Annotated in this window: 21 protein-coding genes and 1 tRNA gene; 9 read left to right on the top strand and 13 right to left on the bottom strand. The window is 67.7% G+C overall.

The features are described from left to right. Genes ACFC14_RS00110 through idi form a run of 7 tightly spaced genes read right to left on the bottom strand, consistent with a single transcriptional unit; the run spans position 1 to position 5,689 of the window. A complete protein-coding gene (locus ACFC14_RS00110; RefSeq protein ID WP_376100337.1) occupies positions 1-894 on the bottom strand; it encodes a prenyltransferase in 894 nt (297 codons plus the stop codon). Beyond that, positions 891-1,235 (bottom strand): lycopene cyclase domain-containing protein, encoded by a 345-nt coding sequence (locus ACFC14_RS00105; RefSeq protein ID WP_376100334.1) that lies wholly within the window; start codon positions 1,233-1,235, stop codon positions 891-893. The genes ACFC14_RS00110 and ACFC14_RS00105 overlap by 4 nt, the downstream gene beginning before the upstream one ends. Continuing rightward, positions 1,232-1,579: a lycopene cyclase domain-containing protein gene (locus tag ACFC14_RS00100; RefSeq protein WP_376100331.1), complete on the bottom strand. Its 348-nt coding sequence runs from the start codon at positions 1,577-1,579 to the stop codon at positions 1,232-1,234. The genes ACFC14_RS00105 and ACFC14_RS00100 overlap by 4 nt, the downstream gene beginning before the upstream one ends. Then, positions 1,579-3,180, bottom strand: coding sequence for a phytoene desaturase family protein (crtI, locus tag ACFC14_RS00095; protein WP_376100328.1), 1,602 nt, complete (start codon positions 3,178-3,180; stop codon positions 1,579-1,581). Before crtI ends, ACFC14_RS00100 begins: the two co-directional genes overlap by 1 nt. After that, positions 3,177-4,085, bottom strand: coding sequence for a phytoene/squalene synthase family protein (locus ACFC14_RS00090; RefSeq protein ID WP_376100325.1), 909 nt, complete (start codon positions 4,083-4,085; stop codon positions 3,177-3,179). Before ACFC14_RS00090 ends, crtI begins: the two co-directional genes overlap by 4 nt. After that, positions 4,082-5,164 (bottom strand): polyprenyl synthetase family protein, encoded by a 1,083-nt coding sequence (locus ACFC14_RS00085; RefSeq protein ID WP_376100322.1) that lies wholly within the window; start codon positions 5,162-5,164, stop codon positions 4,082-4,084. The genes ACFC14_RS00090 and ACFC14_RS00085 overlap by 4 nt, the downstream gene beginning before the upstream one ends. Before the next feature lie 3 nt (positions 5,165-5,167). Then, on the bottom strand, positions 5,168-5,689 hold the full coding sequence (gene idi, locus ACFC14_RS00080; RefSeq protein WP_376100319.1) for an isopentenyl-diphosphate Delta-isomerase: 522 nt from the start codon (positions 5,687-5,689) through the stop codon (positions 5,168-5,170). 87 nt (positions 5,690-5,776) lie between these two features. Here idi and ACFC14_RS00075 point away from each other — a divergent pair, with 87 nt between their 5' ends. Next, complete coding sequence (locus tag ACFC14_RS00075) at positions 5,777-6,427, top strand: MarR family winged helix-turn-helix transcriptional regulator (protein ID WP_376100316.1); 651 nt, start codon at positions 5,777-5,779, stop codon at positions 6,425-6,427. A 27-nt stretch (positions 6,428-6,454) separates the two neighbouring features. Here the strand turns inward: ACFC14_RS00075 and ACFC14_RS00070 are convergent, their stop codons facing one another. Then, complete coding sequence (locus ACFC14_RS00070) at positions 6,455-6,787, bottom strand: Lsr2 family protein (protein ID WP_376100313.1); 333 nt, start codon at positions 6,785-6,787, stop codon at positions 6,455-6,457. Between the two features lie 93 nt (positions 6,788-6,880). Further along, positions 6,881-7,738 carry a LuxR C-terminal-related transcriptional regulator gene (locus ACFC14_RS00065; RefSeq protein ID WP_376100310.1) on the bottom strand — a complete coding sequence of 286 codons (858 nt, stop codon included), beginning with the start codon at positions 7,736-7,738 and terminating at the stop codon, positions 6,881-6,883. Between the two features lie 108 nt (positions 7,739-7,846). Here ACFC14_RS00065 and ACFC14_RS00060 point away from each other — a divergent pair, with 108 nt between their 5' ends. Beyond that, on the top strand, positions 7,847-8,194 hold the full coding sequence (locus ACFC14_RS00060) for a DUF485 domain-containing protein (protein ID WP_376100307.1): 348 nt from the start codon (positions 7,847-7,849) through the stop codon (positions 8,192-8,194). Next, positions 8,191-9,828, top strand: coding sequence for a cation acetate symporter (locus ACFC14_RS00055; RefSeq protein ID WP_376100304.1), 1,638 nt, complete (start codon positions 8,191-8,193; stop codon positions 9,826-9,828). The genes ACFC14_RS00060 and ACFC14_RS00055 overlap by 4 nt, the downstream gene beginning before the upstream one ends. An 82-nt stretch (positions 9,829-9,910) precedes the next feature. Here ACFC14_RS00055 and ACFC14_RS00050 read toward each other — a convergent pair whose 3' ends face one another. Beyond that, positions 9,911-10,423, bottom strand: a complete 513-nt coding sequence (locus tag ACFC14_RS00050; RefSeq protein ID WP_376100301.1) for a methylated-DNA--[protein]-cysteine S-methyltransferase — start codon at positions 10,421-10,423, stop codon at positions 9,911-9,913. A gap of 229 nt (positions 10,424-10,652) precedes the next feature. Here ACFC14_RS00050 and ACFC14_RS00045 point away from each other — a divergent pair, with 229 nt between their 5' ends. Together ACFC14_RS00045 and ACFC14_RS00040 are read left to right on the top strand one after the other, a co-directional pair. Beyond that, the gene (locus ACFC14_RS00045) at positions 10,653-14,321 is read left to right on the top strand and encodes an AAA family ATPase (protein WP_376100298.1); all 3,669 of its coding nucleotides are present in this window, start codon (positions 10,653-10,655) and stop codon (positions 14,319-14,321) included. Further along, entirely contained in the window at positions 14,314-14,520 is a 207-nt protein-coding gene (locus ACFC14_RS00040; RefSeq protein ID WP_376100295.1) for a hypothetical protein, read from the top strand. Before ACFC14_RS00045 ends, ACFC14_RS00040 begins: the two co-directional genes overlap by 8 nt. An 85-nt stretch (positions 14,521-14,605) precedes the next feature. Here the strand turns inward: ACFC14_RS00040 and mscL are convergent, their stop codons facing one another. Genes mscL through ACFC14_RS00025 form a run of 3 tightly spaced genes read right to left on the bottom strand, consistent with a single transcriptional unit; the run spans position 14,606 to position 15,937 of the window. After that, complete coding sequence (mscL, locus tag ACFC14_RS00035) at positions 14,606-15,028, bottom strand: large conductance mechanosensitive channel protein MscL (protein WP_091029179.1); 423 nt, start codon at positions 15,026-15,028, stop codon at positions 14,606-14,608. A 24-nt stretch (positions 15,029-15,052) separates the two neighbouring features. Beyond that, positions 15,053-15,325, bottom strand: coding sequence for an FmdB family zinc ribbon protein (locus tag ACFC14_RS00030; protein ID WP_091029182.1), 273 nt, complete (start codon positions 15,323-15,325; stop codon positions 15,053-15,055). A 15-nt stretch (positions 15,326-15,340) separates the two neighbouring features. Then, positions 15,341-15,937, bottom strand: coding sequence for a 5-formyltetrahydrofolate cyclo-ligase (locus tag ACFC14_RS00025; RefSeq protein ID WP_136041120.1), 597 nt, complete (start codon positions 15,935-15,937; stop codon positions 15,341-15,343). Between the two features lie 41 nt (positions 15,938-15,978). Here ACFC14_RS00025 and galU point away from each other — a divergent pair, with 41 nt between their 5' ends. The 4 genes from galU (at position 15,979) to ACFC14_RS00005 (ending at position 18,583) form a co-directional block, all read left to right on the top strand. Further along, entirely contained in the window at positions 15,979-16,866 is an 888-nt protein-coding gene (gene galU, locus ACFC14_RS00020) for a UTP--glucose-1-phosphate uridylyltransferase GalU (protein ID WP_376100290.1), read from the top strand. A gap of 25 nt (positions 16,867-16,891) precedes the next feature. Continuing rightward, positions 16,892-17,521: a GNAT family N-acetyltransferase gene (locus tag ACFC14_RS00015; protein WP_240745008.1), complete on the top strand. Its 630-nt coding sequence runs from the start codon at positions 16,892-16,894 to the stop codon at positions 17,519-17,521. Between the two features lie 91 nt (positions 17,522-17,612). Then, positions 17,613-18,458, top strand: a complete 846-nt coding sequence (locus ACFC14_RS00010) for a hypothetical protein (RefSeq protein ID WP_376100287.1) — start codon at positions 17,613-17,615, stop codon at positions 18,456-18,458. Between the two features lie 52 nt (positions 18,459-18,510). Then, positions 18,511-18,583, top strand: a tRNA-Ala gene (locus ACFC14_RS00005). The last annotated feature ends 611 nt before the right edge of the window (positions 18,584-19,194 follow it).

The raw sequence follows: 19,194 nt of genomic DNA, 5'->3' as shown, positions 1-19,194 counted from the left end.
TCACGAGACCCAGGCGAGGATGAGGATCATCGTCGCGAGGAATCCGGCGAAGTAGTTGAGGGCGATGAACCGACGCCAGGCGCGATTCGTCGACGCGGAGCCGGCGTCGTCGACGTTCCACCACGGCGCCGCATTGACGATGTACGGCAGGGCGAGGATGGCGGCGAGCGGGCCGGGCCAGGGGGTGAACAACATCGCGGCTCCGGCGACCGTCCAGAGGCCGAGGGAGAGCCGTACCGTCGCCCGAGCCCCGATCACGGTGGCCGTCGATGAGATGCCGCCCTCCCGATCAGGGCCGATGTCCTGCACGGCGCCGAAGGCGTGGGCGGCCATGCCCCACAGGAAGAAGGCGGCGAGAGTGATGATCGTGCTGCCCGTCACCGGGGCGCCGACCAGGGCGAGAGCGACGATCGCCGGACTCACGAAGTGCGTGCTCGAGGTGATCGAATCGAGGAACGGCCGCTCCTTGAACCGCAGCACGGGTGCCGAGTAGGCGATCACGGCGAACACGCTGACGGCGAGCCAGAACCAGGATGCCGGGTTCCCGACGACCACGAGGTAGACGAGGAATGGGATGTTCGTGGCGGCCGCCGCCCAGAGCGTGGCGCGGTGGATGCGAGGTGCCAGGAGTGCGCCCTCGATGCCGCCCTTGCGCGGGTTCGCCAGATCGGAGGCGTAGTCGAAGACGTCGTTGATCCCGTACATGGCGAGGTTGTATGGGACGAGGAAGTAGAGGGTCCCGATCACGAAGGTGACGTCGAGCTCTCGGGTGGCGAGGAGATAGGCCGCCGCGAAGGGGAACGCGGTGTTGATCCAGCTGATCGGCCGCGAGGAGAGCACGATCTGCGCGAGATCCCGTCCGAAGGTGCGCTCGGGTGCGGATCGGGCGTTCATCCGCGGGCCTCGTCATCCTCGGGCGATGCTTCGCGCGCTCGCCGCCGTGCGCGCAGAGCCGTCCACACAGCGGGGAGGAGCAGCGCGCCCGCGAGCGGATACGCGAAGTCCTCAATGGGGGCGAGGCCGATATGCAGACCGAGAAGTGGATCCTGCGCGTAGTGGAACAGCCCGCTCGCGATCATCACGGTGTCGAACACAGCCGTGAGGAGGAACAGCACGAGCACCGTCAGCAGGACGGCCGCGGGCACGGGGCCGCGTCGACGCGAGGCGAGGGTCAGGATCAGGCCACCGCCGGCGGCGAACAGGAGGAAGCAGGCCGCGACGTGGATGTAGCTCATGCGCCACCCCCCTTGGTCCGGATCCGGTCGCGCCTCCGAGCGAGCAGGCGGGCCGAGCCGGTGTAGATGACCATCGTGCACACGACGAGGAAGAGCAGGAACACCGGCTCTTCCACGGGCAGTTCGGGTGCGAGCACCAGCCCCGTCGCGATCGCCGCGTCGCCGCGGAGGAAGATGCCGTTCACGATGCCCGCCACGTCCCACAGGAGGAAGAAGACCAGGCCGACCAGGGTCACGACGGCGGCCGAGATCGCATCCCGCCAGAAGAACAGCCGGAACCGCCAGTCCAGAAGAAGCATGCAGCCCAGCGAGACCAGCAGCGCAGTCAGGTACAACGCGCCCATCAAGAGTCCGCCGTTCCGCCCGCAGCCGGAGCCGCCTCCGGGAGTGGGCCGGGGGAGTGATCACCGCGGAGGTGCTTCAGGACGATCTCGGCGCTGATCAAGCACATCGGCACCCCGACGCCGGGGGCCGTCGTGGCCCCGGCGTAGAAGAGGCCCTGCACGCGCCGAGACGCATTCTGGGCACGGAACATCGCACTCTGGGACAGGATGTGCGCCGGCCCGAGCATCCCGCCCCGCCACGAGCGGTAGTCGTCGCGGAAGTCGGCCGGCCCCTTGGTCTCTCGTACGACGATCCGCTCCCGGAGATCGGGGATGCCCGCCCACGCCGCGACCTGGTCGATCGCGGCATCGGCTGCTCGCTCGATCTCCGCTGATCCCGATCCGTCGGATCCGCCATGCCCGAGCTCGACATCTGCCGGAACGGGAACCAGGATGAACAGGTTCTCGTAGCCGGGCGGCGCGACATCGGGGTCGGACGCGCTCGGTCTGCAGACGTATGTCGAGGCCGGGGCGGGGACGGACGGGGTGGGGCCGAAGATCGCGTCGAAGTTCGCATCCCAGTCATCGGTGAAGAACAGGGAGTGATGAGGGAGCTCAGGCAGGGTGCCTTTCACTCCGAGCATCACGAGCACCCCGCCGGGGCCGCTGGTGCGACGAGTCCACCACGATTCGGGATAGCTCTGCAGCGATCGCGGCAGCAGCCGGGTCTCGGTGTGGTGCAGGTCCGCGGCGGAGACGACGACGTCGGCGCGCTCGACATGCGAGGCTCCCGAGCCGTCCACCCAATCGACGCCGGTCACACATGTTCCGCCGTCGCCGTCCTGGGTGCGTATGCCGGTGACGTCGGCTCCCGTCACGATCCGGGCTCCCGCATCGCGGGCCAAGGACTCGATGCGTTCGATCACCCGCCAGAAGCCGCCCTGCGGATAGCTGACTCCCTGGTCCAGGTCGAGGGCGCTCATCAGGTGGTACATCGCGGGGGCGCTGCGCGGGTCGGTGCCGAGGAACACGGCCGGGTAGCCGAGGATCTGCCGCACGACCGGATGCCGGAAACGTCGCGCCGCGAAGGATTGCAGCCGAGTGCCGAGCAGCGAGAACAACCGGGGCAGCGCCCGCAGCACTTCCGGTGCCATGAGCGACCGTGTCCGGGTGAACGGGTTGTAGAGGAAGTACTTCTGCGCCATCTCGCCGGCCTGACGCGCCGACTGCAGGTAGGAGTCCAGAGCTGGCGCAGATCCCGGTTCCAGAGCTTCGAAGAGCCGGGTCACGGCCTCCCGGCCGGCGGGCACCGTCACGGCGTCGCACGGGGCATCCGCTGCCGTCGGGTCGCGGAACACGCGGTAGCCGGGATCCAGTCGGGTGAGGTCGAGCTGTTCCTCGGTCGTGGTGCCCATCATCGCGAAGAAATGATCGAACACCTCGGGCATCAGATACCACGATGGTCCGGAGTCGAAACGGAAGCCCTCGCGCTCGATCGTTCCGGCCCGCCCTCCGACGCGGTCGTTCTTCTCGAGGACGACGACTTCGTGCCCGTCTCGCGCGAGCAGTCCCGCAGTCGCGAGGCCGGCGACGCCCGCACCGATCACCACCACGCGGCTCATCGGTCACGTTCCATCGAGGTGACGGCGACTGCGCGAGCGGCGAGCAGGGCCTTGATCGGGTCGGGGACGCGCACGCGCCGTCGGTACAGGACGTCGGCGGGCGTCTTCGCGACGCGGCGAGTGAGTGCCGCGAACAGCGCCAGTGCGCTGCGCACGGCCGCGCGGGCGTCCTTCGGGAGCAGCGGGATCGCGGCGCGGGCGTCGGACAGCTGTCGACGGATCGTGTCGACCCAGGCGTCCCGGTCGGCATCGTTCAGACGCGCGGTTCCGCCGAGGTAGCCGCGGTGCAGACGATCCGTGTCGTCGGCGAGGTCGCGCAGGAAGTTCACGTTCTGGAAGGCTGCGCCGAGCTGTCGCGCACCGCGTCGGAGAATCTCGACCTCCTCGGGGGTGCGGGGCGAGTCGCGCAGGAAGACCTGGAGACACATCAGTCCGACGACTTCGGCGGACCCGTAAACGTAGGCGGCGTGGGCATCGGCGTCGTAGGCGGCGAACCCCGGCTCACGATCGATGTCGGCACTCATCGAATCGAAGAACGGCGTGGTCAGGTCTTCGCCGATGCCGCACTCGCGCGCCGTCCGAGCGAAGGCGTGCAGGATCAGGTCGCTGCTGTACCCGCTGCGCATCGAGCGGTGCGTCGCCTCCACGTAGGAGGCGAGAGCCGCCGACTGCGCCGCGCTGTCCAGTCCGGCCTCGGCCGCGACACCGTCGACGATCTCATCGGCGATACGCACCATGGCGTAGATGTTGCGCACATGCTGACGGTGTCTCCGTCCGAGAAGGCGGGTCGCGAGTCCGAAAGATGTCGAGTAGGTGCGGATGACGTCGCTCGTCGCGATCTCCGCCGTGCGGTTGAATCGGCGGAGGGCGGCGTCATCGGAGGGATCGTGCGGATTCGCGCTCATCGCTCGCGACCGTCGACACGGGAAGCCAGCGCGCGGATCGTCCGGGCGGCAGCCGTCGGGAGGATGCCCGCGGACTCCGCATCGCCGAGGATGGTCGACGCGGCCTCGAGGTGCTCGCGGACGAGCCCGCGCACGAACGCCTCCGCCCCGCACTCGCGCAGCCGATCGCGTGCGCGTGAGCCGTCTGCACCGCTGAGATCCGGTCTGCCGAAGTGCTCTTCGATCCCCTCCCAATGACTCGTCATGCGGGCGTACGAGATGATCGCGGTCTCCTTTCCTTCCCGGAGGTCGGAGAAGGGGTCTTTCCCGTGCTCATCGGGGTCACCGAACACGGAGAGCAGATCGTCCTGCAGCTGATACGCGAGTCCGAGGTGTCGGCCGATCGACGTGAGTCGCTGCTCGGTCGCCGACGACGACCCGGCCAGCACAGCCGCGGCGCGCAGAGGGAGCACGAATGAGTACGTCGCCGTCTTGTAGGCGCTGGTCGCGAGGATCGTCCGCAGATCAGGAGTGATGATGCCGTCGCTGAGAGCGACATCGGCATGCTCGCCGGCGACCGTCTCGAGGATGGTCTGTTCCAGCAGCGAGAGCAGGCGATCGCGGGCTTGTGCCGGGACTTCCACCCTCGCGAACCCGAGCACCGCCGCGGTCAAGAGGAGATCTCCGAGGAGAATCGCGCTCGAGCGCGCCCAGTGCAGTGCGGACTCGGCCGGGGCTTCGGGGCGATCGGCGACGAGAGCGCCGATGAGGTTCGGGCCGCGCCGTCGGATGAGGTCTCCGTCGATGACGTCGTCGTGCAGGAGGAACGCGAAGTGCAGCAACTCGACCTCGGCCGCGACGTCGATCGCGGCTCTGCTCGCCTCTTCGGAGAGGGGTGTGGGGGAGAGCGCCTGCACCAGATCGACGAGCAGTCGTGGACGGATGAGCTTGCCGCCGAGGGCGTGCTCAGCCGCCACTGCCCAGAGCTCCGTGAACTCGGGGCCGTACTTCTCGGCCGCCGCGGTGTGGGTGGAGAAGCGCTGCCGCAGCGCTGCTTCGATCTGCGTGCCGAGTGCTTCTTCCGTCGCGGTCGCACTCATTGTTCAGACCTCGCCGAGCCGTCGCAGCAGAGGAAGCTGCTCGACGAGCCATGGGCTGAACGCGAACGGCGCGTGTGTGACGGCTTCGATCAGGTCGGGAACTTCGACCCACGTCCACTCGGACACCTCGTCCGGGTCGGCGGTGGGGTGTCCCTCGACGATCGCGACGTGCACGGGGCACATCTCGTTCTCGACGATTCCGCTCGCATCGACGGCGCGGTAGCGGTAGTCGGGCAGTGCGAGGCGGATGTCGGAGAGTCGGATGCCGAGTTCATCGAGGCCTCGCCGCCGCACAGCGTCGAGCATCTCCTCGTCGGGGCGCGGATGGCCGCAGAAGCTGTTCGTCCACACGCCGGGCCACGTCCGCTTCGCGAGGGATCGGCGAGTCACCAGCAGACGCCCTCCGGCGTCGAGGACGTAGCAGGAGAAGGCGAGATGCAGCGGGGTGTCGTTCGTGTGCACGTCGCTCTTCGGCAGCGTGCCGACCGCGCGTCCGTCTTCGGCCAGGAGGGTCACGTAGTCCATGGCATCTCCCTTTTCGAAGCCTCTCAAGATTGCTAACTTGGTGAGTAGTCAACTTAGCATGAAACTGTGGGTGTGTAACATGATCGCATGGACACCGAGCCCGGCACCACCCCGCGCGCGGGGTCGCAGGCGACGGATCCGCCGGAAGACGGCGATATGAGCCGTGTCGACCGCGCGCCGGACGGCCTGAGCCACGCCGCGATCTACGACGTGGAAGCCAGCGACCCTCGAAGCGCGCTGGTCGACCGAACGGGCGTGCCGCCGGAGGAGCTGCGGCAGATCGCCCGCCTCATGGAGTCGCTCGCCGGGCTGCGAGAAGCCGAGCAGACTCTCTCTCAGGCCTCGCGGCGCTACATGCGATTGAACGAGACGGACATGCGCGCGCTGCATTATCTGATCGTGTGCGCGAACCGGAACCTGGTCGCGACGCCCGGCGGAATCGCTCACCACCTGGACGTGTCGACGGCTGCGACCACCAAGCTGCTCGATCGGCTGGAGAAGGGCGGGCATATCACCCGCGCACCCCACCCGACCGACCGAAGGGCGCTCCGCATCAGCATCACGAAGGAGACCCGGCTCGCGGCGATGGAGACCGTCGGTCGGCAGCAGGCCAAGCGGTTCTATGCCGCCGCCCGTCTGTCCCCTTCGGAACGAGATGTCGTGATCCGATTCCTCACGGACATGACGGACGAGATCACGCTGCGCGACGAAGCCTGGTTACAGCAGACGTCCGACTGAGAGAGTTCGGCCCGCGAGGGGCCGAACTCAGTGCGCTGCCTTGTATGCGTCCAGGATCGGGGCCGGGATGCGCCCCCGCTCGGAGAGGGTGTAGCCGTTCTCGTTGGCCCACGCGCGGATGGCGGCGACCTCAGGATTGCGCGCCGGTCGCTTGCGGGAAGGAGAAGAGGAACGTGCGGTGCTGGAGGAGCCGGCGCGACGGCCCGCAGCGATATACGGCTCGAGCGCCTTTCGCAATTCCTCCGCGTGCGCGGCATTCAAGTCGATCTCGTAGGAAGTGCCGTTGACCGAGAAATGCACGGTCTCGCCTTCTCCGACTTCCAGGACGCTGCCATCGATATCGTCGACCAGCTGGTGCACAATTCGTCTCGCCATGCGAGTGACTTTACCGGCATAAGGGCAATGCGACAAGAAATGAATATCGCACCGTCATGATTCACGTCGTCGATGGGCTCAGGGAAGAAGTCCCGCACGCCGTGCCCGGGTGACCGCAGCATGACGCGTGGACGCGTCGAGTTTCGACATCGCGGTGCCAAGGTATGCCTTCACCGTGCCTTCGCGGAGCCCGAGTTGGGCGGCGATCTCCGCGTTGGTCGATCCCAGTGCCGCGCACGCGAGCACGTCGGTCTCACGCGGCGAGAGGTGGACGGTCGGAACAGGAGCTGTCGTCGCGGGCGCCGCGTCCGCGGCGAGAGCGACCAGGCGACGCTCGACCTCCGCGATCCGAGCGCGTATCGCCGCGTCGTCGACGGAAGCAGCGATGCTGCGCAATTCGGCGAAGCTCTCTCGGAGCGCCTCTCGTTGCGGGGGCGCCACGACGTCACTCGCGAACGGGCTCGCCTCCAGTCGCCGCTGCACCTCGTCGCGGATCCGCAGTTCATCGGCGACGGACTGCGCGACCTGCATGGCAGGTGCCGTCGTGATGCCGCCCACCTGTTCTTCGTCCCACGCGCCGGCGTAGAGCACGCCGCGGGACCGTCCGTGCACGACGATCGGGAGCGCGAGGAGCGTACGCAGCCCTTCGCCGAGGACGAAGACGTCGTAGTCGTGGGTGATCTGTTGCGACGAGCCGTAGTCGCTCGTCATCCGGGGTCGGAGCTCCATCATCGCCCGCCCGCCGAGACCGCGCTCCGGTCGCACCCGCAGCCCGTCCAGCGATCGCGTTCGTGCGCCCACGATGCTGGTGACGCTCACGACGCCCTCTTCGATGAGGCCACCGAACGCGACAGGGAAGCGTGTTCGCCGGGCGAGCTCTCGCACCGCCTGGGCGACGAGCTCCGACTCGGATCCGAGAGGGACTGGTGCGCTCACAACTACCTACTTCCGGGGGTGACGACTGCGTTCCCCGTTTCGTAGCGTCGACTTTAGCATCCGCGCAGTGCCACTGCGCGGGGACCGGACATGTGGCAAGGAGGCCCCATGAGTGATCAGACGCACGCCGATTCGAACGGTCGGATCGACTACATCGCCGTCGAGCAGTCTCCACGGTTCCAGAGTTTGAAACGCACCCAGAGATCGTTCATCTTTCCGCTCGCCGTGTTTTTCCTGCTGTGGTATTTCGCTTACGTGCTCCTTGCAGCATTCGCTCCCGAGTTCATGGGGCAACGGGTGTGGGGTGATATCACCATCGGGCTCCTCCTCGGTCTGGGACAGTTCGTCACCACGTTCGGCATAACGATGGCGTACGTCTCGTTCGCCAATCGAAAGCTCGACCCACTGGCGACGGAGATCCGTGAAGAACTCGAGAAGGCGCAGGGACACGCATGAACGCGGTACGCACGGCGGTCGATCCGGTCGCTCTCGAAATCAATCCCGTCTTCAACATCTCGATCTTCCTGGCTTTCGTCGCGGTGACGCTTTTCATCGTCATACGCGCCAGCCGCAACAACAAGACGGCCGCCGATTACTACGCGGCCGGCCGTTCTTTCACGGGGCCGCAGAACGGATTCGCCATCGCCGGTGACTATCTGTCCGCGGCGTCCTTCCTCGGCATCTGCGGCGCCATCGCGATCAACGGCTACGACGGCTTCCTCTATTCGATCGGTTTCCTGGTCGCCTGGCTCGTCGCGCTGCTGCTGGTGGCGGAGCTGATGCGCAACACCGGGAAGTTCACGATGGCGGATGTGCTGTCGTTCCGCCTGAAGCAGCGGCCGGTGCGCATGGCGGCCGCGATCACGACGCTCGCCGTGTGCTTCTTTTATCTGCTCGCGCAGATGGCCGGCGCAGGCGGGCTGGTGTCGCTGCTGCTCGGCATCGACGGACGGCTCGGCCAGTCGATCGTGATCGCCGTGGTCGGACTGCTGATGATCGTCTACGTCTTGATCGGCGGGATGAAGGGGACCACCTGGGTGCAGATCGTGAAGGCGGTCCTGCTGATCGGCGGTGCCGTCGGCATGACGATCTGGGTGCTCGCGATCAACGGCTTCAGCCTGAACACCCTTCTCGAGGCCGCCGTGGCGAACTCCGACAAGGGCGATGCGATCCTGGCTCCGGGGCTGCAGTACGGCGCGAACCCGTGGGACTTCCTGTCCCTCGGCATGGCGCTGGTGCTCGGGACCGCGGGCCTGCCGCACGTGCTCATGCGCTTCTACACGGTGCCGACGGCGAAGGAGGCACGTCGCTCGGTCGTCTGGGCGATCTGGCTCATCGGCGGCTTCTACCTGCTGACCCTCGTACTCGGCTACGGTGCCGGCGCACTGGTCGGGGCGGATGTGATCGCGGCCGCTCCCGGCGGCGTCAACTCCGCGGCGCCGCTGCTCGCGCTCCGGCTCGGCGGTCCGGTGCTGTTGGGCTTCATCTCCGCTGTGGCCTTCGCGACGATCCTCGCGGTGGTCGCGGGGCTGACGATCACGGCGGCCGCATCGTTCGCGCATGACATCTACGCGAACGTGATCCAGAAGGGGCGCAAGGATGCTGCCGGCAACCCGGTGGAAGCCGACCCGAACGGCGAGGTTCGGGTGGCCCGTCGTACGGTGATCGTGATCGGCATCCTGGCGATTCTCGGTGGTATCGGAGCTCAGGGGCAGAACATCGCATTCCTCGTCGCGCTCGCTTTCGCCGTCGCCGCCTCCGCCAACCTGCCGACCATCCTCTACTCGCTCTTCTGGCGCCGGTTCACGACGCGCGGCGCGGTGTGGAGCATGTACGGCGGGCTCGGTTCGGCGATCCTGCTCATCATGCTGTCGCCGGTGTTCTCGGGAACGCCGACGTCGATGATCCCCGGGATCGACATCGCCGTATGGCCGCTCAACAATCCGGGGATCATCTCGATCCCGTTGGGCTTCCTTCTCGGCTGGCTGGGAACGGTGACGAGCTCCCGCAAGGAGTCCCCGCAGCTCGCCGCCGAGATGGAAGTGCGCTCCCTCACGGGCTTCGGTGCGGAGAAGGCAGTCGAGCACTGACCGAGGGGTCCGGAGGATCGGACCCGAGCAAGACGTGGACCCGGCGGCCTACTCGCCGGGTCCACGTCTGCGTCCGCTCCGCTCAACCGGCCTCGAGGTCGAGCAGGTATCGCTTGCGCTCCGGGTGCGCGCCGTACTGGCCCATGCTTCCGTCCGACCGTACGACGCGATGCACCGGCACGATGATCGAGAACGGCGTGAGCCTGCACGCGGTGCCGACGGCGCGGGCCGCGCCGGGGTGGCCGGCGCGGACGGCGATCTCCCCGTAGCTCATGGTCTCGCCCCATTCGATCGTGCAGATCGTCTGCAGGGCGGTCAGAGCGAAGCCATCCACCAGCCGCCAGTCGAGCGGGAGGTGCTGGTCGAAGCGCACCGGATCACCGTCGAAGTAGTCGGCCAGAAGATGTGCGAGCTCGTCGGCGGCACCGGGGTCGGGGACGGGAACGGTGCCCAGCTGTCGCGTGATGCCCTCGAGAAGCCAGGGCACCAGCGGGTCTTCGGACTCGGAGAGGTCGAATCGCACGATGCCCTCGTCCGAGAACACCGCGAGGGCATCGCCGAACGGAGTCGGGGCGAAGTCATAGCGGAAGGTCATGCGACCATCCTGACCGGCATCGCCGTGCGGCGAGCGCCGGCCTCCCGGGCGGAGTGGAGAACGTGACGCTGATCGGCTCAGGGCAGGAGAAGTGTGGATCGGCTCTCGAGGGCGGAGATTCGGCGGAAACCCGCCTGGGATACCCCAGCTCGCCCGGTCTCGCGCCTAGGGTGTCATTGTGTGGCGACGTGATGACAAGACTGCGGAGAACACAGCGGCGGACGCTGCTGTGTCCATCGGCGATCTGCACGAGACCACGACCGGCGTCGATATCGCCCATGCCGCCGAGGCTGAGCGCACCCGGTTGCGGGCGGAAGCGGCCGACCTCGGCGGCCCGTCTCCGCTGGTCAGCTTCCGCGACAGCCCGGAATCGGGCATCGACATCTCCAAGGCCCATCCCGGCAGCCTGCCGCAGTTCATCACCGGAAAATCGACACTCCTGTCGAATCTCTTCCGCGACGAGGTGGGGCTGCGCACGGCGCGTCTCGCCGCCGAGCGCATCACGGCGAAGAACACCGAACTGCGCACGGTCCGCGGAATCGAGGCGGTGCACCTGGCGGTAGGAGTCGCCCGGTGGCGCATCGGCGGAGCAGGATTCGCCGCGCCGGTACTGCTGCGGCCGCTGGCGATCCGCCGGCATCACTCCGACTTCGAACTCAAGCTTCAGGGGGCTTTCGAAGTCAATCCCGAACTCGTCCGCATCGCCCGGGACCATTTCGGCCTGTCGATCGATGCCGCATCGCTTGCAGCGCTCGCGTACGACGGCGGGATCTTCAAGCCGCAACCCGTGATCGACAACCTGCGCGTGTTGACCCGCTCGATCGACACCTTCTCGGTGGAGCCGCGCCTGGTCGTGTCGACCTTCGCCGACGTCTCCGGAGCGATGGCGCGTGACGCCGGCAGCCTCGATCACGTGCTCCTCAACGCGCTGGGCGGTCATGTCGGCGACCGAGAGCGTGTCACGGCGCCTCGGGCCACGCCCCACCACACCGGACCCGACGATCGGGCTCCCGCATCGGACAATCTCCTTCTCGACGCGGACGCCGAGCAGGAGGCCGTTCTCGCCCGCATCGCCGCCGGGCACTCGCTCACGGTGGCGACGCTCCCCGGCACGGGCGGAACGCAGACGGTGATCAATGCACTCGGCGAACTCGTCCGCGGCGGCAAGCGCGTGCTCGTGGTCTCGGCCCGTCGTTCGACGCTCGACGGCGTTCGTCATCGGCTCGCCGGCATCGGGCTCGACAGCCTGGCGATCTCGCCGGCGAGCGTGCGTCGCGACCTGGTCAGGGCGATCGGCCGCAACGAGAAGGCGACGGCCCCCAAGGTCAGCGAGGTCGACGACGCGCTGGTGCGCCTCCGGACGGTCCTGCGCGACTATCGCCAGGCGCTCACGGCTCCCATCGCCGGCGTGAACGCCTCGGTGCTCGACGCGACCCGCCAGCTCACCCGGCTCGCGTCGCTGCCGGTGCCGCCGTCGACCACTGCCCGGCTCGGAACCGATGCCCTTCGCCGGCTCGCGGCAGATCGACGTGAGGCGGCAGAAGCGCTCGCGCAAGCTGCGCGTCTCGGCGAGTTCCGCTTCGGCCCGAACGATTCGCCGTGGTACGGCGTGACCTTCACCAGCACCGAGGCAGCCCGGGCTGCGCACGAGCTGGCCGGTCGGCTGCACTCGGACAGCGTCCCCGCTCTTCTCGAGCGCGGCTACGAACTGATCGCTCAGACGCACATGCGACCGTTCGCGACGATCGACGAGCTCGGCGAGTATCTGCGCCTGCTGCAGGGCATCCGCGACTCGCTCGACCGCTTCAGTCCCACAGTCTTCGAGCGGCCGCTCGGCGAGCTCATCCAGGCGCACGGCTCGCGTCGTGACGCCCCTGGTCTCTCCGGAGCGAACCGGCGGCGGCTCCGGCGTCTGGCGAAGGAGTACGTGCGTCCTGGCGTCCACGTCACCGAGATGCACGAGGCGCTGCTGCGGATCCAGACCCAGCGCACACAGTGGCAGCGTTACGTCGAGGCGGGCGTCGCGCCGGAGATCCCGCTCGGTCTCGCCGATGTGTACGTGGCCTGGCAGCGGGTCGAGGCCGAGCTCGCCGAGCTGGATGCCGCCCTGGGCCGCCGCGAGCCGCTCGCATCGCTCCCTGTCGCACGGCTCGTCCGCACTCTTGCCGGTCTCGCCGCCAAATCCGACGTCTTCGAGAACCTCGTGGAACGCGCGCAGTTGCGCGATCGCCTCGCGCTCCTCGGGCTCGAGCCGCTGCTCGCCGAGCTATCGGTGCGGCACGTGGCCGAGTCGCAGGTGGGGGAGGAGCTCGAGTTCGCCTGGTGGCAGTCGCTCCTCGAGCGCGCACTGCAGGACAACCGCGCGCTCCTCGGCGCGAACACCGCCGTCGTGGATCGCCTCGAACGCGACTTCCGGCTCGTCGACGAGGCGCATGCCGCGATGGCGGGCCCCCTCCTCGCATGGCAGCTCGCCAACCAGTGGCGGATCGGGATCGTCGACGAGCCGCAGCAGTCGCAGCATCTCCGGCGCGCGCTGACTCAGCCCGCCGCGACCACGGCGCAGGTCGTCAGCGCCGCGCCGACGCTCGTCGACGTGCTCGCTCCCGTCTGGATCTCCTCCCCGTACCTCGTACCTGAGATCCCGGAGTCGGTCGAGTTCGACACCGTGCTGCTCGTCGATGCCGCAGCGATCAATCTGGCCGAGGCCGCACCGGCAATCCGCCGAGCACGCCAGGTGGTCGCGTTCGGCGATCCGGTCACGCAGCGCCCCACGCCGTTCCATATCGCCGTCGATCCGGAGGATACGTGGGAGGCGGAGGTGCCGTTCGACGACGTCTCCGTGTTCGAGCGCCTGTCCGAGCTCCTGCCCGTGATGACTCTGACGCGCAGCTACCGCGCCGGCGGCGAGGATCTCGCCGAGCTCATCAACGACGCGTTCTACGGGGGCGAGATCGTGTCCCTCCCGTGGGCGGGCTCGTATCTGGGGCGAGGCAGCCTCACGGTCGACTACGTCGAGGGCGGCACCGGGACCCCCGACCCGGTGTCCGGTGCGGTCGAGAGCCCCGATGCCGAGGTCGCGCGAGTGGTGACCCTCGTGGTCGAGCACGCCGTGCACCGGCCGACGGAATCCCTCATGGTCGTCACCGCCAGCGCGCGTCATGCCGAGCGCGTGCGCGCCGCGGTCACCTCCGCCTTCGCCGGACGTTCCGACGTGGCGGACTTCGTCGGTCGTGACACTGCGGAGCCGTTCGCCGTCCTGACCCTCGAGGAGTCCGTGGCCGAGAGTCGCGATCGTGTGATCTTCTCGCTCGGGTTCGGACTCACCAAGCACGGCCGCGTCCTGAGCGACTTCGGTGACCTCTCCACGCCCGACGGCGAGCGTCTGCTCACGGTCGGGATGACCCGAGCGCGGCGCTCGATGGTCCTCGTCTCGTCGATCCGTCCGTCCTCCTTCGATGACGGACGCCTCGAGCACGGCGCAGCCACACTCATGTCGATCCTCGGTGGCCTCGCCGCACGTGGCCGGGATGCGCGGCTCGAGGATCTGGCCGATCCGCTCACCCTCGCACTGGCTAGGGAACTGCGGCGGCTCGGAGCCTCTGTCGACGTCGACTATCGCGGACTCCTGCCGCTGGTCGCGCAGCACGGGGGCAAAGCGGTCGTGATCGAGCCCGACCCGGAGTCACGCGGAGAGTCCCTGCGCGAGACGCTGCGGCTGCGGCCGCACGTGCTCCGTCGCCTCGGCTGGCACTACGTGCGCGTGCATGCTTTCGATCTCTACAGCGATCCGGCGACGGTCGCGACACGTATTGCTGCCGTGCTGGGTATCTCCGACACCGTGCCGCGGGCCGAGAACGACACCCAGCCGCTCGACATCGCCGACACCCCGAATGACTGACCAGGTCGACCCTGATGTTCCGCGTCAGCGGGTGGTGCGAGTCCCCGGATCGCGTCGCGCACGGCTGACGCCGGTGCCCGGGAGCGATCCGGCGCCGGAGACCGGGACCGATCATCCGGCCCCGCCGCGTGCCCGGCCGAAGGGCGCGAAGGGCCCGAACGACGATCAGCTCATCCAGGACGTGCCGCCGCACTATTGATCGTTCGACGGCGAGTGCGCCACGAACGAAAGACGCACGGTCCCTCCGAAGAGGAACCGTGCGTCTTGCGTAAGAGCGGAGGCCGTCAGGCGCCGCGCTGAGCCTTGAGCAGGTCGCGGATCTCGACCAGCAGCTCAGCCTCGGTCGCTGCCGCGGGCTCTTCCTCGGGCTCCTCGGCAGGCGTTCCCTTGCGGGCCTCGACATGCGCCTTGAAAGTGTTCATCGGCAGGACGAAGACGAAGTAGACGACGACGGCGACGGCGAGGAAGCTGATGATCGCCGAGATCAGGTCACCGATCGGGAACGTCACCTTGTCGCCGTAGATGTTTGTGATCTGCGGCCCGAAGCCGCCCATCGAGTCGGCCTTGAAGAAGAGCGAGATGAGCGGTGTGATGATGCTGGACACCACCGCGTTGACGATTGAGGTGAAAGCCGCGCCGATGACGACCGCGACCGCGAGGTCGATGACGTTGCCGCGCAGGATGAAGTCCTTGAACCCCTTGAGCATGGGAACCCCCAGTAGATCAGGGCCTCACGAAGAGGCCGGAGTCGACGCAGCTGCCGGTTTGGCGCTCGTCGTCGATTCCGTCTTCGATGATGCCGAAGCATCCGAGGATCCACCGGATTTGGCGCGCGAGTCCGTGCGATAGAAGCCGGACCCGTTGAAGGTCACGCCGATCGAGCCGTACTGCTTGCGCAGCTGGCCGCCGCACTCGGGGCACACCGTCAGGGCGTCATCCGCGAAGCTCTGCACGGCGTCGAACTTGTGTCCGCACGACGTGCAGGCATAGGCGTAGGTGGGCATGGAGGTCCTTGCGGTTCAGCGTCGCCGAGGCGACAGGGTGAGAGTCTGCGACGGCGTCACGATCCCGTTCACGGGCTGGTCGTGCACCTCTCGCGGAAGTTCGTCGAGTACCTCGGAATCATAGATGACCGCATAGACGGGCGGACACTGCTCCATGGAGCCGATCGTCTTGTCGAAGTAGCCGCGTCCCCAGCCCATCCGCATCCCGGTGCGGTCCACGGCGGCGGCCGGGACGATCATGAGGTCGACGTCGTTGACCGCGATCGGCCCGAGGACTTCTCCGGTCGGCTCCGGCAGACCATGCAGCCCCTCGGCGACCTCGTCGTCGTCGGTGGCCACCGCCCAGTCCAGCAAACCGTCGGCGCGGGTGACCGGCAGCAGGACGCGGATGCCGCGGCGCACCGCCCTCGTCACGAAGTCACGGGTGCCCGGCTCGGTCGTCGTCGACAGGAAGCAGGAGATCGACCGCGCGCCGAGCTCGTCGACCAGGGCGTCGAGGCGCTCGCCGATCGCCAGGGCAGCGGCCTCGCGCTGCGGATCGGAGAGGAGCTGGCGTCGTTCGCGCAGTTCGGCGCGGAGTGCGCGTTTGGCGTGTTCGACGTCATTCGACATGGCTCCGAGTCTACGGCGACGCTCACCGCTAGGCTGGGAGGATGGCTGACCACAAGATCAAAGCCGTCATTCCCGCGGCAGGACTGGGCACGCGATTCCTGCCCGCGACGAAGGCGATGCCGAAAGAGATGCTTCCCGTCGTCGACAAGCCGGCGATCCAATACGTCGTCGAAGAGGCGGCGGACGCTGGTATCGACGATATCCTCGTCATCATCGGCCGCAACAAGAACGCGATCTCCAACCACTTCGACTCGGTGCCCGAGCTCGAGGTGAAGCTCATGGAGAAGGGCGACACGGGGCGCCTCGAGCGCGTGATGAAGTCCAGCGACCTCGCCGACATCCACTTCGTCCGGCAGGGCGAGCCGAAGGGTCTCGGACACGCGGTCCTGCGCGCGCGCACCCACGTCGGCGACAGCTCGTTCGCCGTGCTGCTGGGTGACGACCTCATCGACGAGCGCGATCCGCTCCTGACCGACATGATCGCCGAGCACGAACGCACCGGCGCCGCGGTGATCGCCCTGATGGAGGTCGACCCGGCCAACATCCACATGTACGGCGCGGCAGCGGTCGAGCCGATCGAGGGCTCGGATGCCGTCCGTGTGACCGGTCTGGTCGAGAAGCCGGCGCCGGAAGACGCTCCCTCGAACCTCGCCATCATCGGCCGCTACGTGCTTCCCGCATCCGTGTTCGAGATCCTCGAGCGCACCGAGCCTGGCAAGGGCGGCGAGATCCAGCTCACGGATGCGCTGCAGGAGCTCGCGACCGATCCCGAGGGCCCCGGCGTCGTCGGCGTCGTCTTCGGCGGACGCCGCTACGACACGGGCGACCGCGTCGACTACATCAAGGCGATCGTCCAGCTCGCCTCGGATCGGGAGGACCTCGGCCCCGAGCTGCGGCCCTGGCTCAAGGAGTTCGCAGAGCGCCTCTAGGCGATTCTGCGGAGGTCGGTGCGGCATGGATCTGGCGACGGGAATGCGACACGGACCGATCGAGCTGCGGCTCGTGCGTGCGAAGGACGCCCGTCCGCTGCAGCACGAGCTGCTCGCGAACAGATCATGGCTCCAGCCGTGGGAGGCGACCGTCCCCTACGGTTCCGTCTCGTTCGACATGCGGCTCAGCATCAGGCGGCTGCTTCAGCAGTACCGTGACGGCTCGGGCTATCCGTTCGTCATGGAGTACGACGGCGAGGTCGCCGGGCAGCTCAACGTGTGGGGAGTCTCGCGCGGCTCCCTCTGCTCGGCGACGATCGGGTATTGGGTGAGCGAGCGTTTCGCGGGGCGGGGCATCACTCCCACCGCCGTGGCGCTGGCGACGGATGCCTGCTTCACGGAGTACGGACTGCATCGGATGGAGATCTGCATCCGACCGGAGAACGCCGCGAGCCTTCGGATCGTCCAGAAGCTCGGATTCCGCTACGAGGGTCTGCGCCGCCGGTACATCCATATCGACGGCGACTGGCGTGACCACTACGCGTTCGCGCTGACCCGCGAAGACGTTCCTCAGGGTGTTCTCGCACGCTGGCTCAGCGGTCAGGTGCCGCCCGACGCCGCGACGGTGCCCCCGTCCGACCGCATCGCTCTCTGAGCCGGTGATCACCGGGCGATCCTGACGGACTCGCCGCGACACGCGCCCTTCTGTACGGCTCTGTCACCTCCGAACCCGTACCGTTGTCGATATGGACGGGCCGGTGCTGAGCGGGGGAGTGATCGTGCTCGTCGCCGTGCTCCTGTGGATGCTCTATCTCCTCCCGTCGTGGAGAGGCCGCTTCCAGTACAACGCCGCGGAACGCAACGCCGTTCGACTGAACCAGGCGCTCCGCATCCTCGCCGAGACGAGCGAGACGCCGGGCGAGGTGCACGTCGAGCTGAACGCCCGCACGGCGCTGGCTCAGCAGAAGCTCGCCAAGCGGGTGCAGTCGGAACGTGAGGCCGCCGAGCTCGAGTCGCTTCGCCAGGAGCTTGCTGCGACCCGAGCCGACCCGGTGATCCGTCGTGCTCGTGCCCGTCGCAGGGTGCGCATGGTCGCGACCATCTCCCTCCTGCTCGGTCTTGCCGTGGTCGGTTTCGGCGTCTGGCAGTTCGTGGCTGCCGGTTCGTCTTTGCTGCTGTGGCTCGGTGGGGCGTTGATCCTGCCCGCCGGGATCGCGCTGCAGAGGATGGCTGCCGTCGCGAATCGTGCGGCGCGCGCCACCCACGAGGTGAAGGCGCCGATCGCGGAGCGCGCGACGCCCGTACTGCACGACCAGGGGCCGGCGACGTGGACTCCGCGTCCGCTGCCCGAGCCGCTCGTGTCCGTGTCGGGGTCACGCGCGCAGGCGGCGCAGGCCCAGATCGAGGCGCAGGAGCAGCGCCGCAAGGCGGCCAGAGTCGCAGCGCTGCGTGAGCGCGCCGAGCAGATGGCGCCGGCCGCACCCGTGCAGCTTCCTGCCGCGTCGTCTCCGTATTCGAAGATGGGATTCGTCGACGATGCCGAGATCGAGGCGCATGTGCGGGAGATGCTCTCGCGACGTGCCGCCGGTTGATCGGTGCAGACGCGAGCAGCGCTTTCGTCGTGATAGCGTAGATCTCGTTCACGGGCCTATGGCGCAGTTGGTAGCGCGCCTCGTTCGCATCGAGGAGGTCAGGGGTTCGAATCCCCTTAGGTCCACAGAACATGAAAGCCCCCGGTGAGAACCGGGGGCTTTCTTCTTTTGCCGGTTTCTCATTGTCTCCTCGGACTCCCGAGGCCGACGTACTCGCTCGGCAGGCGGCCGGAGTGACCGCGGAGAGAGTGAGCGACGACGCCGGTTTCTCTCCCCGTCGAACGCACCCGTTGTCGGACGCACCTGTTCTCGAGCGCACTCGCGCGCGCATGGGCGTGATCGAGGGGCGTGCTCTCGACGCCCGTCGAAGGCAGCGCTGTGAGGCGGGTTTCTGCGCGACACGCCCGGCGGTCCGCCCTGATTTGCCGGATCCCCGGGATCCGCGTAACTTATTACTTGTTCGCCCCAAACGGTTGAGCGGAGGTCCTCGGACCGGCTCCCGTCAAGCATCGAACACCTCCCGAATCCCAGACACTCACTGAGTGAAAAGGATGAAGGTGCTGATCCGTTCCCACGGTCAGGCCGAAATAACTCGGACTTGACAACGGAAACGAGATCGGTAAGATAGAGAAGTTGCCCTACGGGCCTGGCTGTGATGGCTGGGTCGTGGGAGCATCCGATCCTTGAGAACTCAACAGCGTGCACTTGTCAAATGCCAAATTATCCTCGTCTAGCT

Source organism: Microbacterium sp. NPDC055988 (genome assembly GCF_042269505.1).
In the GTDB taxonomy this organism is placed as follows: Bacteria; Actinomycetota; Actinomycetes; order Actinomycetales; family Microbacteriaceae; genus Microbacterium.
This window is presented reverse-complemented; position numbering and strand designations above follow the sequence as displayed.

Coding starts and splice junctions, on each gene's coding strand:
- ACFC14_RS00110 (WP_376100337.1), bottom strand. CDS start 894: ATGAACGCCCGATCCGCACCCGAGCGCACCTTCGGACGGGATCTCGCG.
- ACFC14_RS00105 (WP_376100334.1), bottom strand. CDS start 1,235: ATGAGCTACATCCACGTCGCGGCCTGCTTCCTCCTGTTCGCCGCCGGC.
- ACFC14_RS00100 (WP_376100331.1), bottom strand. CDS start 1,579: ATGGGCGCGTTGTACCTGACTGCGCTGCTGGTCTCGCTGGGCTGCATG.
- crtI (WP_376100328.1), bottom strand. CDS start 3,180: ATGAGCCGCGTGGTGGTGATCGGTGCGGGCGTCGCCGGCCTCGCGACT.
- ACFC14_RS00090 (WP_376100325.1), bottom strand. CDS start 4,085: ATGAGCGCGAATCCGCACGATCCCTCCGATGACGCCGCCCTCCGCCGA.
- ACFC14_RS00085 (WP_376100322.1), bottom strand. CDS start 5,164: ATGAGTGCGACCGCGACGGAAGAAGCACTCGGCACGCAGATCGAAGCA.
- idi (WP_376100319.1), bottom strand. CDS start 5,689: ATGGACTACGTGACCCTCCTGGCCGAAGACGGACGCGCGGTCGGCACG.
- ACFC14_RS00075 (WP_376100316.1), top strand. CDS start 5,777: ATGGACACCGAGCCCGGCACCACCCCGCGCGCGGGGTCGCAGGCGACG.
- ACFC14_RS00060 (WP_376100307.1), top strand. CDS start 7,847: ATGAGTGATCAGACGCACGCCGATTCGAACGGTCGGATCGACTACATC.
- ACFC14_RS00055 (WP_376100304.1), top strand. CDS start 8,191: ATGAACGCGGTACGCACGGCGGTCGATCCGGTCGCTCTCGAAATCAAT.
- ACFC14_RS00050 (WP_376100301.1), bottom strand. CDS start 10,423: ATGACCTTCCGCTATGACTTCGCCCCGACTCCGTTCGGCGATGCCCTC.
- ACFC14_RS00040 (WP_376100295.1), top strand. CDS start 14,314: ATGACTGACCAGGTCGACCCTGATGTTCCGCGTCAGCGGGTGGTGCGA.
- mscL (WP_091029179.1), bottom strand. CDS start 15,028: ATGCTCAAGGGGTTCAAGGACTTCATCCTGCGCGGCAACGTCATCGAC.
- ACFC14_RS00030 (WP_091029182.1), bottom strand. CDS start 15,325: ATGCCCACCTACGCCTATGCCTGCACGTCGTGCGGACACAAGTTCGAC.
- ACFC14_RS00025 (WP_136041120.1), bottom strand. CDS start 15,937: ATGTCGAATGACGTCGAACACGCCAAACGCGCACTCCGCGCCGAACTG.
- galU (WP_376100290.1), top strand. CDS start 15,979: ATGGCTGACCACAAGATCAAAGCCGTCATTCCCGCGGCAGGACTGGGC.
- ACFC14_RS00015 (WP_240745008.1), top strand. CDS start 16,892: ATGGATCTGGCGACGGGAATGCGACACGGACCGATCGAGCTGCGGCTC.
- ACFC14_RS00010 (WP_376100287.1), top strand. CDS start 17,613: ATGGACGGGCCGGTGCTGAGCGGGGGAGTGATCGTGCTCGTCGCCGTG.